The following is a 13,562-nucleotide window of genomic DNA, read 5'->3' on the forward strand; positions in this document are numbered from 1 at the left end:
GTAAGCCGTTAGTTCGTGTTCAGGAAGTTTGGTTAGCCGCCTTAAGCATTCGCTTTGGCGGCTAATTTATTGAGCAGTAAAGCGACTGCATGCATCGCAAAGGTGCAGGTCACTGGCATGGCTGCGCCAAAGCCGGTACTGCAATCCATGCGCATACTGCCAGCGCCAGGTTTAGCATGCGACCATTCTTGGCTGCCATCCGCAAGGATGGTGGGATAGCGTAGCTGCTCGGTGGAATAGACCGCAGTCACACCAAAACTGCGTTTAGGATTCTTCGAGAAGTTGTAATTACGGCGCAACATGGAGCGCACCTTGGCGAGCAAGGGATCTTGCGTGGCTTTCGCCACATCAGCGGACGTTACTTGGCTCGGATCCACTTGGCCTCCGGCGCCACCGCAAGTCACCAGAGGCAATTTGCGCCGTTTACACCAAGCAATCATGGCCGCCTTGACGGTCACACTATCGATGGCATCCAGCACGCCGGTCACGCTACCACCCAAGCAAGCTTCAAGATTGTCAGCAGTTAAAAAATCATCGATGATATGCACTTGGCAGTTAGGATTAATCTCCCGTACCCGGGCTGCTAACACCTCCGTTTTGAGCTGCCCGACGGTACTGGTAAGCGCCGGCAATTGGCGATTGATGTTGGTGATACAAACATCGTCCAAATCAATCAGGGTTAACTGCCCTACGCCACTGCGAGCTAAGGCTTCAACCGCCCACGAGCCGACTCCACCCAGCCCAACCACAGCGATATGCTGCTCACTGAAGTGGTTAGCAGCCTGCTGGCCATACACCCGCTGAATTCCTGAAAATCGTTGCTTACTCAATGCTGATCTCCTGTGACAAGCAAATGGCGTGTTAGCTATTAGCTATTAGCTATTAGCCAAGACCGACGTTGCCGGCCTTAGACGCTGAATGGATACTGGATGGGGGGATGACATTGATAGCCTTCGACGGCGAAATCATCCAGGGTGACCCAGGTTTCGAGATCTTCAAGGCTTTTGATGTCTGGGTTAATGCGCAGTTGCGGCGAGGCAAAAGGTTCGCGCTTGAGCTGCACATCGCGCATCAGTTGCAACTGGTCTTCGTAAATGTGTGCGTTCACAATTTTATGGTAAGCAATGCCCGGTTTATGGCCGGTAATTTGCGCCATAAGTGCCAGCAACGTAAACACCTGCACTTGGTTAAAGTTTAGCCCCAGTGGCACATCGCACGAGCGCTGATAGCTGGTGAGATACAGGGTGTCGCCTAACAGCGAAAAGTTGTGGGTGTGCATACACGGGCGCAGGCAACCGTAGTCAAATTCACCGGGGTTATAAAAACTGATAATTTCGCCGCGATCATCTAAGCCCTTGCTGAGGTTATCCACCACTTTACGCAGTTGGTCCACCGTGCCCCCATCGGGCTTCGTCCACGCTCGGCCTTGTACCCCATACACTCGCCCCATGTCATCAATACCACGACGATGAGGGTTGTTGAGCCAGGCTTGGTTTTCATTCGCGTTGGCATCCCAAGTTGGTGCACCTAAGGCGCGAAAGTCAGCGGCACTGGAATACCCGCGCAGATAGCCTAGTAGCTCCGCAATCGCCGCTTTCCAATAGCTTTTGCGGGTGGTAATTAAGGGTAACTGATTCAGATCAACGCGATAGTTTAAATCCGCATTGATGACCGTGAGGCAGCGTTTGCCGGTCCGCTCGTTGGTGACCCAAACGCCCTCATCGACAATACGTTGGCACAAATCGAGGTACTGTCTCATCGGTTTGCTCCTTTGCTCTTGCTAGCGCTGGTACCTGCACCCGCACGATAGGCATAGATCATTAAGCCGACGCCGGCCAGCACCATAGGCGCGCTTAGCCATTGTCCCATCGACCAACCAAAGGCGAGGTAGCCAAGATGCTCATCGGGTTGGCGGGCATATTCCACCACGAAGCGGGCTAACCCGTATCCCACCAAAAAGAGGCCACCAATGGCACCGGTAGGGCGTGGTTTGCGGCTGAACAGCGCCAGCACCACAAACAGCAACAGGCCTTCGAGAGCGGCTTGATACAGCTGCGACGGATGCCGTGGTAAGTCACCGGCACCGCGAAACACCATGGCCCAAGGCACATCACTGACGCGCCCCCAGAGCTCGCCATTAATAAAGTTACCGATGCGTCCTGCCCCCAACCCAACGGGCACCAGCGGCGCAGCAAAGTCACCAATAGCCAACAGGCTCTGCTTACTGCGTTTGGCGAAAATCCACAAGACCGTAATCACCCCCAGCAAGCCGCCATGGAAAGACATTCCACCACTGGTAATATCGAATAAATACAGGGGGTTATCAACAAAGTAGGCCCACTGATAGAAAATCACATAGCCCACTCTGCCACCGATAATCACGCCCATGAAGGCCCAAAACAGTAAATCACTGAAGCGCTGTTCGGTCCAACCTTGGGCGGCATAATGAGACATTCTGCATTGGCGATTGCCCCACCACCAAGCAAACAAAAAGCCCACTAAGTACATCAGCCCGTACCAACGCAAATCTAAAGGCCCAACACTAACAATGATGGGGTCGATGTAAGGGTGGTGCAAAACTTCGGATGACATGAATTATCCTATGACTAATTTTAACGAAATAATGACTAAGAAAATGGCGAACCCGCGCTGCAGGTGTTTGACCGGCAGCTTTTGGGTTAGATGCGCGCCCAGCGGAGCGCACAGCATCGAGGTTATCGATATTGCCAGCCACGCCTGCACATGCACATAACCTAACAAGCCATGGGCATTGGCTAACTGTTGCCCCAAAATAATAAACGCCAGTACGGCACTCACGCCGATGCTTAAACTACCCACCGATGACACTGCGATGGCTTGTCGAATAGGCACTCGTAGCCGTTGTAGCAGCGGCACAGTAAGCGAGCCACCGCCGATACCAACCAGCGCCGATAAGGTGCCCATGGCAGCGGCAATCACTGCCATCAAGCGCTTAGACACGTCGGTAAGAGGCTCACCGCCGCGCTGTGGGATCAGCATGCGGATGGAGAGCAACATCAGCACCACCGCAAATATACGTTGCAGCCATTCGGGTTTCAGTAAGGTGGCTAGCCAAGCGCCGATCACCGCCCCTACCATCAGCCCCGGAATTAAGCGCCGTACCCAAAACCAGCTAACTTGGCCATGTTTGAGATGCGAGCGGGCTGAACTTGAGGTGGTCATAACGATGGTGGCGAGCGAGGTTGCCACCGCCATTTGCACCACTAAATCAGGGGCTACACCGAGTATCGGCAGCAAATAAATCAGTAAAGGAACTATCACCAGGCCGCCGCCAATACCCAGCATGCCGGCTAATAAGCCTGCCACCATGCCTCCGGCTAAACACCATAACCAGCCTGTTAGTAACACTCGTGCTCCTTAGTTTTTAACTTGAACTTGAACTTGCGCGTTACGCACCAGCGCGAACAAAGCCGCCTAAGCCAGCATTTTCTAGGGCTAAGATAACCCGTTGCCGCACCTGTTGGGGGCTGCGAGCGGCCAGCACTTGGTGCAACAACTCGGGCAAATCGGCCGCAGCTATGTGCCTTATTATCCAGCGAATGCGATCAATGTTGTAGCTATTCATGCTTAAATTGCGATAGCCCATGGCTAATAGCAAGATGGCGCCACCTGGCTCGCCAGCAAATTCACCACACACAGATAGCGGTTTATTCAGCTCTTGGCAGCGTAGAGCAATTTGCTGCAGCGCATGCAGTACCGCCGGATGATAGGTATCGTATAAATCTGCTACCCGCGAATTATTGCGATCCACCGCCAGCATGTACTGCGTTAAATCATTGGTGCCGACCGAGAAAAAGTCCACTTTGTCAGCCACTAAATGCAACTGATAAATCATCGCTGGCACTTCTATCATCACCCCAATTTGCGGCTGATAGAGTTGTTCGTCCACACTGCATTCTAGCTCTTCTGCCACTTCGTGGTAAGCCTGATGAATCATTCGCACGGCTTCATCGACTTCGTCGGCGCTGGTGATCATCGGCAATAAAATACGTAAGTTGTTGCGCCCTACGGAGGCTCTCAGCATGGCCCTGATCTGCACCAAGAAAATATCAGGGTGGTCTAAGGTCATACGAATGCCGCGCCAGCCCAAGAACGGGTTCTCTTCGCTCATAGGCAAATACGGCAGCGGTTTGTCGCCGCCCACATCAAGGGTGCGCATCACTACCGGGGCACCACGAAATTGTTCGAGTACCTGTCCGTACAAAGCCACTTGTTCATGTTCTGTGGGCAGACGCTCTTGCATCATAAAAGGAATTTCAGTGCGGTACAGGCCCACCCCTTGCACGTTTAACTCACTGAGCCAATCCCGCTCGGTGTTCAGGCCGACATTCAGTTGCAATTGTACCCGTACGCCATCGGTGGTTTCAGCCGGCAAATGGCGGCCTTGCATCACTTTTTGCCGCAACGCCAGCTCTTCGTCGGCCAGCAATTGATATTCCTGCTCCACCTGCAAAGGTGGATTAACAAATACATCGCCGTTGTAGCCATCTACGATCAGGGTTTGTCCGCCTAGCTCACTGATGTCTAAATCGGCTAAGCCTAAGACTGCCGGGATGCCCATGCTACGCGCCATGATGGCGGCATGGGAGTTGCCTGAACCGCGTACCCCAACCATGGCAATAATGTCGCTATGAGGAAGTTCGGCCAGCATAGTGGCGGTAACATCATCGGCCACCAAGATGCATTTGGCTGGGGTTTCAAGATGGCGGCGACTGCGATCTTGCAGGTGCGACAAAATACGCTGACCCAGATCACGAACATCGCTGGCTCGTTCACGAATGTAGTCGTCATCGAGGTTTTCAAACTGTTCTACGAGCTGCTCAACGACTTTTTTTAGCGCCGTTTGCGCACGCCAACCTTCGTTGATGGTTTGCTCAACTTCTTGTCCCAGCGAGGCCGAATCGAGCATGGCGTGATAGACCTCAAAAATCGCCAAAGATTCTTCGGCGACTTGATGCTTCATGCGTTCGCTGAGTTCGTTGAGCTCTTGCCGGGTACGGGCTACGGCCGAGCGAAAGCGCCGTACTTCGTGCTCCGGCATATCGGTACGCTTGGGCGTGACTTCACTTAAGCGAGCCAGCGGCGTCACCACATAGGCTTCACCCATGGCTACCCCGGGCGCGGCCGGATGGCCTTTAAAGGTTTCTAGCCAGGGCGATTGTTTAAACTGATGCAACAAACCTTTGGCTTCAGCATGGGCAATAACCGCCGCTAGCTGGGCCGCCAAGGTCACCACAAAGGCTTCTTCATCGCTGGTAAAGGCGCGCGCTTGATGTTGTTGCACCACCACCACACCTAGCACCCGACGCCGATGAATCACAGGCGCAGCCAACATGGCTTTGTATTGGGATTCAATCACTTCGGGGATGTGAATAAAAGCTGGATGGCTGCTCGCATCGGCAAAGTTGAGCGGCTCTTCGCGCCGGGCCGCCAAGCTGATCACACCTTCGCCAAAGGCAATTTTAATGGGGGTTTCGGAGCGGATTTCGAGCCCATCCGTGGCCGCCATCACAAACATTTGTTGGTCGTGATCAGCCACATAGACGGTGCAAGAATCCGTATCCAGCGCCGCTTTGATTTGGCGCACCATGGTACGTAGCGCCAGCTCAAAGTCTGGCGCTTGATTCACAGCTTCAACAATACGTTGTAAATCACGCAACATGGTTGGCATAAGCGGCCTTCATACTTGTTTCGGAGCAGCCGACGCCTACCGACGGCGGCGCGCTGGCCGAGGTTTCTTGGCTGACGGAGCCAAGGCAAATGGGGCAAACTCTTTCATCACGCGGCGGTAAACATCGCGCTTAAAAGACACCACTTGTCGCACTGGGTACCAATAACTCACCCACCGCCAACCATCAAATTCTGGATGCGACGATTGCATCACATCAACATCTTTATCCTGACATTTTAACCGCAGTAAAAACCATTTCTGCTTTTGCCCAATACAGGTTGGCCGCTGCTCTTTACGAACCAATCGTTTAGGTAAACGATAACGGAACCAATGGCGACTGGTGTAGACAATCTCTACTTGTTCGGGTTTTAATCCGACTTCTTCCCAGAGTTCACGGTACATAGCTTGTTCAGCATTTTCGCCGTCATCTATTCCACCTTGCGGAAACTGCCAACTATGCTGGCCCAACCGCCGTGCCCAAAACACCTGACCGTGCTCATTACAGATGATGATTCCCACGTTGGCGCGAAATCCTTCAGCGTCTATCACGCGAGCGCCCTCATAAATTCGACTTATGGAATAGATTTTTCCATAATCAAGCTAATATTAAAAGAAATAAGGTACCGCATACGCGCCATGGCAACAACAATGGATTTAAAACAACTCTTCGAAAAGGCCAGTGCTTTGGCCGGATATAGCTTTGCCGAAGTGGCTGCAGCGCATGGTTTGACTGTGCCGGCCGACTTACGCCGTAACAAGGGTTGGGTCGGACAATTATTAGAGGCGGCCTTAGGTGCAAGCGCCGGTTCACAGGCGTTACAAGACTTTCCGGAGCTAGGCGTGGAGCTTAAAACCATCCCGCTTAATGCTGCTGGCAAGCCACTCGAGACCACCTTTGTGTGCACCACACCGCTAACTCAGGTGACAGGATTAACTTGGGCCGACAGTAATGTGCGCAATAAATTACAATGCGTGCTGTGGATTCCGATTGATGGCCGACGCGAGATCCCGCTAGCGCAACGCTGCATTGGTACAGCTTTTTTGTGGCAGCCTACTGCTGCAGAAGAACACTTGTTGCAACAAGATTGGCAGGAACACATGGACCGCATTGCCCTAGGCCAAGTGGAAACCATTACTGCTCACCAAGGGCAAGTGCTGCAGTTACGACCGAAAGCCGCTAATAGCCGGGTGTTAACGGATGCGATTGGTCCTGGAGGCGAGCTCATTCAGACGTTACCGAGGGGCTTTTATTTAAAAACCCAATTTACTGAGCAGATCATTCAACGCACTTTTGCACTTTAATTCTATGCGTTAATTAGCAAACAATTTAGCAAACAATGATAAACTGCTGAGTATATGCAGCAGCAGAGAAGGAAATTTTCATGGATACACTCGGTTGGCGAGAGTGGGGAGCACTGCCGGAGCTGGGCATTGGTGCCATAAAAATGAAAGTAGACACAGGCGCACGGACGTCTTGTTTGCATGCGTTTAAGTTAGAGCCTTTCAGCAATCAAGGCGAAGAGTGGCTGCGAATTTGGTTGCACCCCGAGCAGCACAGCGACCGTGAATTGGTTTGTGAAGCCAAAATTCATGACCAACGCGAAGTCACAGATTCTGGTGGTCATACCGAGATGCGCTATGTTATTTTAACGCGCCTGCACGTGGGCAACTTCGATGCCCCGGTAGAATTAACCCTAACCAATCGCGACACCATGAAGTTTAGAATGCTATTAGGCCGCCAAGCCATGCGCGGCCATTTTGTTGTCGACCCTGATAAATCTTATTTACTTGGCCAGCCTGGAGCCACCGCATGAGAATTGCCATACTATCGCGTAACGCCAAATTATATTCAACGCGCCGCCTCATTGAAGCCGCCGAACTGCGCGGCCACACTGTGGATGTGCTCGACCCCTTGCGCTGTTATATGAACATCAACGCACGCGAGTCGTCAATTCACATGAAGGGTAAAGATTTACCGACCTACGATGCGGTGATTCCGCGCATCGGGGCCTCGATTACTTTCTTTGGTACTGCGGTACTGCGTCAGTTTGAAATGATTGGCACTTACCCGCTCAACGAAAGCGTGGCGATTTCTCGTAGCCGCGACAAGCTGCGCTCATTACAGCTGTTAAGCCGCAAAGGGATTGGCTTGCCAACCACCGGCTTTGCCAGTCAGCCGCAGGATATTCCTGATTTGATTGACATGGTGGGTGGCGCCCCGCTGGTGATTAAATTACTGGAAGGCACCCAAGGTATTGGCGTGGTATTAGCTGAAACCCGGCAAGCGGCTGAGAGCGTGATTGAAGCCTTTATGGGCTTGGAATCGCACATTATGGTGCAAGAGTACATTAAAGAAGCAGGTGGTGCGGATATTCGCTGCTTTGTGATTGGCGATAAAGTAATTGCCGCCATGAAGCGCCAAGCCAAAGCCGGTGAGTTTCGTTCTAACTTACACCGAGGTGGTACCGCCAGCTTAGTTAAATTAACTCCTGCTGAACGTGCTACTGCGGTTAAAGCAGCGAAAACCATGGGCTTAAATGTCGCGGGTGTGGATATTTTACGCTCTAACCATGGTCCGTTGGTGATGGAAGTGAACTCGTCGCCTGGGCTAGAAGGGATTGAAACGGCCACTGGCAAAGATGTTGCTGACCAGATTATTTCGTTTATTGAAAAAAACGCAGCAGTCAATAAAACTCGTACCAAGGGGCGCGGCTAAGTCCGCTCCCGCCTTTTGACTTAGGGTTTCTGCATGAAACAACGCTCGTTTGAATTAGCTGGCAAAAAAATAGCTCCAGGCTCGCGCCATAGCGTCAAAATCCCAGCCGCTCGGCTCTACAACGATACCCCGATGGATTTGCATGCTGAGGTGTTTCATGGCGTTAAGCCGGGCCCTTGTTTGTTGGTCTGTGCCGCCATTCATGGCGATGAGCTGAATGGCATTGAAGTATGCCGACGCTTGATGGGCATTTTAGATGCTAAAGAATTAGCCGGCACCGTGATTATTGTGCCGGTGGTGAATGTATTTGGTTTTATTCAGCAGTCACGTTACCTGCCTGATAGACGCGACTTGAATCGCTGTTTTCCAGGCTCTGAGCGGGGGGCTTTAGGTAGTCGGCTAGCCTTCTTGTTTAACGAAATGCTGGTACAAAACGCCACCCATATTATTGATTTGCATACCGGCGCCATTCACCGTAGCAACTTGCCACAAATTCGCGTCGATACCGATAACGCTGAAGCGCTAGATATGGCTGAGGCCTTTGGTACGCCGGTGATCTTGCACTCAAAAGAACGCGATGGTTCGTTGCGCTCTCTGGCCACAGAACTTGGTATTCCGCTGATTTTATACGAAGCCGGTGAGGCTCTGCGGTTTGACTATGCAGCCATAAAAGCCGGGGTAACCGGCGTGCAGAACGTGATGAAGTCGTTAAAGATGCTAAAAGGTCGGCGCAGTCGTAAAAAAGTGCGGCCGGTGGTGGCCCATCGCAGTGGCTGGGTGCGCAACGAATACGATGGCTTGGTGATCCCCAAAATTGAATTGGGCCAAACCATTACCAAGGGCCAAGTGATTGCGCAAACTGTAAACCCCCACGGCGAAGAGCTGCATGCGATTAAAAGCCCCTACCATGGCATCGTGATTGGTATTAGTAACATCCCGGTGGCGAATGAAGGCGAGGCGCTGTTTAATGTGGCGCAATTTGATAGTGAAGTGATTGAGCATGCCAGCGAAAACGTCGATGTTTTTGCTGAAGCCTATGCGCAGAAGCCCATTTAACCGCGAGTAAGAAACCTATGCAGGCATTGCAGCCACCCTCACAACTTGTTCTGCGCCAACAGCAGCAGTTTGGCCAGCAGCCGTTGTTACTTGTTAATGCGCCCGATGCCGGTGTGGTGAGCGAACTTAGCGTAGCGGGAGTATGGCATTTACATGCTGGTTATGCAGCGCAGTGGCAGGCCCAGCAACCGCACGTGGCTCAGCATTTTGGCGCGCAACCACCGTCGTTGACGGACGTGCCAGCTGCCGCAGCTGCGTTGGTTTGGTTACCTAAAGAGAAGGCCCTGACGCTGTTTCTGCTCGATGCGCTGCGAGCTTTGTTGCCAGTCGGCACTGATATTTGGTTGGTTGGTGAAAATCGTGGTGGTATCAAGAGTATTCATAAGAATTTACCCTCCTCGGTTACAGCAGCGCATAAAGTTGCTATTGGTAACCACTCGCTGTTGCTACATTGTCAAATCAGCGAGCCTTTAGCCCAGTTTGACCTAGCTGATTATCTTGTTTACACGACTTATCAGGGCGCGGCTGAGCAAGCGCCATTAACTTTAGCTAGTTTACCTGGGGTGTTTGCGTTTCCGAGCATTGATGAAGGTAGCGCCATGCTGCTGCAGCATTTGCCCCGCATCAGTCACGGCCGGGTGCTTGACTTTGCCTGTGGTCATGGCGTGTTAGGAGCTGTGCTGCAACAAGCACAACCGCAGTTAGAGGTGAGCTATTTGGATGTCAGTGCAATGGCCTTGGCCGCCTGTGCTGAAACCCTGCGTAGCAACCAGCTGAAGGGCCATTTGATTGCCGCTGATAGCTTAATGGCAGCGAGCAAAGAGCCCAGTTTTAAGCATGGCTTTAACTACGTGGTAAGCCATCCGCCTTTTCACACGGGCACAGCCACGGATTACAGCATTGGCCAACAGTTTTTACAGCAGGTGAATCAGCATTTGTGTCAAGGCGGTGAGTTGTGGGTGGTGGCGAACCGCTTCTTACCTTGGCCGGAGCTGATAGAGCAAGCTTTTGGCCATTGCGAACGGGTTGCCCAAGATAATAAATTTGCCGTCTACAAGGCGATTAAATCGGTGCGCCGCGCCAGTCCCAGCAAGCCCAAATCAGCGCCAGCAGCTAGCCGTCAGCGCAAGCCACGCCAGCGGCAGTGGCAATAGCGGTTAGTTTATTATGGTCAATTATCAGATCGGCTCCATCAAACGCAGCGTCACGCAACTGGTGATTCTCATCACCACCTTGTTGGTGGCGGTTGCTAGTGTAACCCTTAGTTTGATGTATGTTCGTGATATTGACCAAAACCTTCGCCAAGACACGCGTAATTTGGTGGCTTATGTGGAGCGTAATGTTACCCCGGCGCTGGTTTTTGCGCAGGCGGAACAAGCCGATACTTGGCTAACCAGCCTCACCTATCTGCCTTTGGTGCAGCATGTACATGTCTATAAATTTGAGCCTATCAGCGAAAGTTTGACGTTTTTTGCGAGCTTTTACGCCGAGCAAAGCAGTCCGATCCCGGTGCGTTATGACCGCGCCCAAGAGCTGTCACAGCCGGTACGAAGCGAGCGTTATTATGAATTTGCTAAGCCCATCATGCTGGATGGCAAGTTACTCGGTTACGTTTATTTACGCAGTTCGCGCAGTGAGCTAGATCATGCCATAGCACTGAGCACCGGGCTCACTCTAGCGGCTATCTCAGCGGGCTTTGCCCTGAGCTGGACCTTAAGCCTGTGGTTGCGCCGCCGTATTACCCAGCCCTTGGATAGCATGGTAGCTGATATCAACGCCATTGCCCGTAATCGCGACTACAGCTCTAAGTTAGCCGAAGTGCAGTTGGCGGAATTAGACCAAGTGAGCCACGCTTTTAACTCGCTGTTAGAGCGCATTCAGCAGCATATCGAAAAACAAGATATTGCCGAGCAGCGCGCTAGCGAACTCAATAAAGAGCTTGAACGCCAGGTTGAGGTACGCACGCAACAGCTGCGCGCGGCCAACCAAGATCTAACCGATGTGGTAGATGAGCTGCATCAGTATCAGCATGAGATTGTTGAGGCACGCAAAATGCAATCGCTTGGTCGCCTGATTTCAGGGATCTCCCACGAGATGAACACACCGGTGGGTTTGGCGGTGACGTCTAGTTCTATTTTGCAAGACAAGCTGGAGGCCCTTGCAACTAAGTTCAACGAGAAAAAGCTGACGAGCGACGACATGCAGCACTTTTTAACCTCGTTTACGGAAAACTTAGAATTGGTAACTCGCAACCTCGGTCGTACCGCTGATATTGTGAATGCCTTCCAGCAGTTAGGGCTAGAGCAGTACAGTGATTCAGAGCGGGCGATTACCCTAGGTAGCTTCAGCCAAGACATTTTGCAGCAGTTGCATAGCCGCTATCCAGAATTAGACCGGGTGCACATTGTGATTGACGTGTCAGCGCAACTTACCGTGCGTTGTTTAGCCGGCCCGCTGGCCTCGGTGATTTCGCAGCTGTTTCAAAACTCTGCACAGCATGCTTTTCATACAGTTGAAAATCCACACATTCATCTCCATTTCAGTTTTGTATCGGATAACAGCAGCAGCAACCATAGTGGCCGGTTACTGATCCACTATCGTGATAATGGCGAGGGAATTCCTGAGTCTATTAGTGGTCATATCTTTGAGCCGTTTGTAACCAGTAAACGTGGCCAAGGTGCGACCGGCTTAGGCATGCATTTGGTGTATAATCTGGTGCATCAGGTTTTAAAAGGGACCATAGAAATCGACCCGATTGCCAATCACGGTGCGGCTTTTAGAATTTCCATACCGGTTGAGCTAGTGGCTAATTAAACACTTTTGGCTAGCGCCGACTAGGCCCGATAAAAATTTCGATTGGCATTATCGAACAGCTGTACGAAAAAAATTGGGCGATATGTTAATTTACATGCTACACTATTTTCCTATTACCAAATTTCAACACATGTTAACAGAATTCCTGGACCGACATTATGAGCGCAAGACTACTGATTGTTGAAGACGAAGTTGTCACCCGAAACACTCTTACCCGCTTGTTCCAACAAGAGGGCTACGATGTATTTGATGCTGCCGATGGCATGCAAATGCAGCGTATTATGGCGCGTCAGGCAATCGATTTGGTGATCATGGACGTGAACCTACCAGGCAAGAGCGGTATCGAGCTTGCTGAAAAGTTACGTGAAAACGATAACATCGGGTTAGTGTTCTTAACTGGCCGTGATGCTGAAGAAGATCGCCTGCTGGCGTTAGAGCTAGGTGCTGATGACTACCTCATCAAGCCATACAACCCCAAAGAATTGATTATTCGCGTACGCAACTTGTACCGTCGTATTGAAGCCTTGAAAAGCCAACAGAAAGCTGTTGGTCACGACAGTATTGTGTACGACTTTAATGGCTGGCGCCTTGAAAGCGATAGCCGCTGCTTGTTCTCACCGGATGGTAAAATGTTCCGGTTACCGAAGAGCGAGTACCGCGCGATGGAATTATTCCTGACCAACCCAGGTAAAATTTTAGACCGCGAAACCTTAGTTAAGAAGATGCTTGATCGTGAATTACGTCCGAATGACCGCACCGTTGATGTTGCCATTCGTCGTATTCGTCGTCACTTTGAAAGTGATACGACCTCGCCAAACTTAATCACCACCATTCATGGTGAGGGTTACCGTTTTGTCGGCGACGTCAATATCAAACATTTAGAACAACCGTCACTCAATTCCCCGAGCCTTTAACCAGTGACGTAGTTGATGTTGGTGCAGTGGTAATTCTAAAACCCACTGTGCCAACATGTCATCCACTTGATCCCAGTGCCACTCTTCGCGTTCCAGCCATTCCATGTGTGCCGCCAATTGGCGTAAACCAAGCGTACGACACGCGCCTTTAACTTTGTGCGCCTGCGAGCGGGTTTGCTCTTCATCACGGGCTTTGATCAGCCGGGTGAGGTAATCGACATAACCGCCAATATTGCTGGCAAAGGATTCGTACATTTCTTGCACGCCTTCGTTGCCAAGTAGTTCGTGATACTGCGTGAGTAATTTTTCGTCTAACATCTTGTCCGCTTCCTTGTGCTATGGGATGGGATTT

14 protein-coding genes are annotated in these 13,562 nt (G+C 51.5%); 7 read left to right on the plus strand and 7 right to left on the minus strand.

The genetic code is table 11. The features are described 5' to 3' along the window. Nucleotides 1-41: 41 nt before the first annotated feature. The 6 genes from tcdA to rppH form a co-directional block, all read right to left on the minus strand. Nucleotides 42-830: a tRNA cyclic N6-threonylcarbamoyladenosine(37) synthase TcdA gene (gene tcdA / locus KGF88_RS09090; protein WP_153826376.1), complete on the minus strand. Its 789-nt coding sequence runs from the start codon at nt 828-830 to the stop codon at nt 42-44. Between the two features lie 77 nt (nt 831-907). After that, nucleotides 908-1,759, minus strand: coding sequence for a thymidylate synthase (locus KGF88_RS09095; RefSeq protein WP_153826377.1), 852 nt, complete (start codon nt 1,757-1,759; stop codon nt 908-910). Beyond that, entirely contained in the window at nt 1,756-2,592 is an 837-nt protein-coding gene (lgt, locus tag KGF88_RS09100) for a prolipoprotein diacylglyceryl transferase (protein ID WP_153826378.1), read from the minus strand. Before lgt ends, KGF88_RS09095 begins: the two co-directional genes overlap by 4 nt. A gap of 3 nt (nt 2,593-2,595) precedes the next feature. Continuing rightward, nucleotides 2,596-3,387: a sulfite exporter TauE/SafE family protein gene (locus KGF88_RS09105; protein WP_162014522.1), complete on the minus strand. Its 792-nt coding sequence runs from the start codon at nt 3,385-3,387 to the stop codon at nt 2,596-2,598. A 40-nt stretch (nt 3,388-3,427) separates the two neighbouring features. Continuing rightward, nucleotides 3,428-5,701, minus strand: a complete 2,274-nt coding sequence (gene ptsP, locus KGF88_RS09110; protein ID WP_153826488.1) for a phosphoenolpyruvate--protein phosphotransferase — start codon at nt 5,699-5,701, stop codon at nt 3,428-3,430. Nucleotides 5,702-5,746: 45 nt separating this feature from the next. Continuing rightward, on the minus strand, nt 5,747-6,259 hold the full coding sequence (rppH, locus tag KGF88_RS09115; protein WP_110076682.1) for an RNA pyrophosphohydrolase: 513 nt from the start codon (nt 6,257-6,259) through the stop codon (nt 5,747-5,749). An 87-nt stretch (nt 6,260-6,346) separates the two neighbouring features. Between rppH and mutH the strand changes: the two genes are divergently transcribed. The 7 genes from mutH to arcA all read left to right on the plus strand — a co-directional run bounded on the left by mutH (nt 6,347) and on the right by arcA (nt 13,210). Next, the gene (mutH, locus tag KGF88_RS09120; protein ID WP_153826379.1) at nt 6,347-7,012 is read left to right on the plus strand and encodes a DNA mismatch repair endonuclease MutH; all 666 of its coding nucleotides are present in this window, start codon (nt 6,347-6,349) and stop codon (nt 7,010-7,012) included. A gap of 80 nt (nt 7,013-7,092) precedes the next feature. After that, nucleotides 7,093-7,524, plus strand: a complete 432-nt coding sequence (locus KGF88_RS09125; RefSeq protein WP_153826380.1) for an ATP-dependent zinc protease family protein — start codon at nt 7,093-7,095, stop codon at nt 7,522-7,524. After that, nucleotides 7,521-8,426, plus strand: coding sequence for a 30S ribosomal protein S6--L-glutamate ligase (gene rimK / locus KGF88_RS09130; RefSeq protein WP_153826381.1), 906 nt, complete (start codon nt 7,521-7,523; stop codon nt 8,424-8,426). Before KGF88_RS09125 ends, rimK begins: the two co-directional genes overlap by 4 nt. A gap of 33 nt (nt 8,427-8,459) precedes the next feature. Further along, the gene (locus tag KGF88_RS09135) at nt 8,460-9,482 is read left to right on the plus strand and encodes a succinylglutamate desuccinylase/aspartoacylase family protein (RefSeq protein WP_110076686.1); all 1,023 of its coding nucleotides are present in this window, start codon (nt 8,460-8,462) and stop codon (nt 9,480-9,482) included. A gap of 17 nt (nt 9,483-9,499) precedes the next feature. Continuing rightward, entirely contained in the window at nt 9,500-10,636 is a 1,137-nt protein-coding gene (locus KGF88_RS09140) for a class I SAM-dependent methyltransferase (RefSeq protein WP_153826382.1), read from the plus strand. Between the two features lie 13 nt (nt 10,637-10,649). Next, complete coding sequence (locus KGF88_RS09145) at nt 10,650-12,296, plus strand: ATP-binding protein (RefSeq protein ID WP_153826383.1); 1,647 nt, start codon at nt 10,650-10,652, stop codon at nt 12,294-12,296. Between the two features lie 155 nt (nt 12,297-12,451). Then, nucleotides 12,452-13,210, plus strand: a complete 759-nt coding sequence (gene arcA, locus KGF88_RS09150) for a two-component system response regulator ArcA (RefSeq protein ID WP_110076689.1) — start codon at nt 12,452-12,454, stop codon at nt 13,208-13,210. Here the strand turns inward: arcA and KGF88_RS09155 are convergent. Continuing rightward, complete coding sequence (locus KGF88_RS09155; RefSeq protein ID WP_153826385.1) at nt 13,187-13,528, minus strand: Hpt domain-containing protein; 342 nt, start codon at nt 13,526-13,528, stop codon at nt 13,187-13,189. The two genes, arcA and KGF88_RS09155, sit on opposite strands and share 24 nt — an antisense overlap. Nucleotides 13,529-13,562 lie beyond the last annotated feature (34 nt).

It is taken from the genome of Idiomarina loihiensis, assembly GCF_024584785.1.
Taxonomy (GTDB): Bacteria; Pseudomonadota; Gammaproteobacteria; order Enterobacterales; family Alteromonadaceae; genus Pseudidiomarina; species Pseudidiomarina fusca.

Excerpts from the sequence above, each read along its gene's own strand:
- KGF88_RS09095 (WP_153826377.1), bottom strand. The coding sequence starts at position 1,759 with ATGAGACAGTACCTCGATTTGTGCCAACGTATTGTCGATGAGGGCGTT.
- lgt (WP_153826378.1), bottom strand. The coding sequence starts at position 2,592 with ATGTCATCCGAAGTTTTGCACCACCCTTACATCGACCCCATCATTGTT.
- ptsP (WP_153826488.1), bottom strand. The coding sequence starts at position 5,701 with ATGTTGCGTGATTTACAACGTATTGTTGAAGCTGTGAATCAAGCGCCA.
- mutH (WP_153826379.1), top strand. The coding sequence starts at position 6,347 with ATGGCAACAACAATGGATTTAAAACAACTCTTCGAAAAGGCCAGTGCT.
- KGF88_RS09125 (WP_153826380.1), top strand. The coding sequence starts at position 7,093 with ATGGATACACTCGGTTGGCGAGAGTGGGGAGCACTGCCGGAGCTGGGC.
- rimK (WP_153826381.1), top strand. The coding sequence starts at position 7,521 with ATGAGAATTGCCATACTATCGCGTAACGCCAAATTATATTCAACGCGC.
- KGF88_RS09135 (WP_110076686.1), top strand. The coding sequence starts at position 8,460 with ATGAAACAACGCTCGTTTGAATTAGCTGGCAAAAAAATAGCTCCAGGC.
- KGF88_RS09140 (WP_153826382.1), top strand. The coding sequence starts at position 9,500 with ATGCAGGCATTGCAGCCACCCTCACAACTTGTTCTGCGCCAACAGCAG.
- KGF88_RS09145 (WP_153826383.1), top strand. The coding sequence starts at position 10,650 with ATGGTCAATTATCAGATCGGCTCCATCAAACGCAGCGTCACGCAACTG.
- KGF88_RS09155 (WP_153826385.1), bottom strand. The coding sequence starts at position 13,528 with ATGTTAGACGAAAAATTACTCACGCAGTATCACGAACTACTTGGCAAC.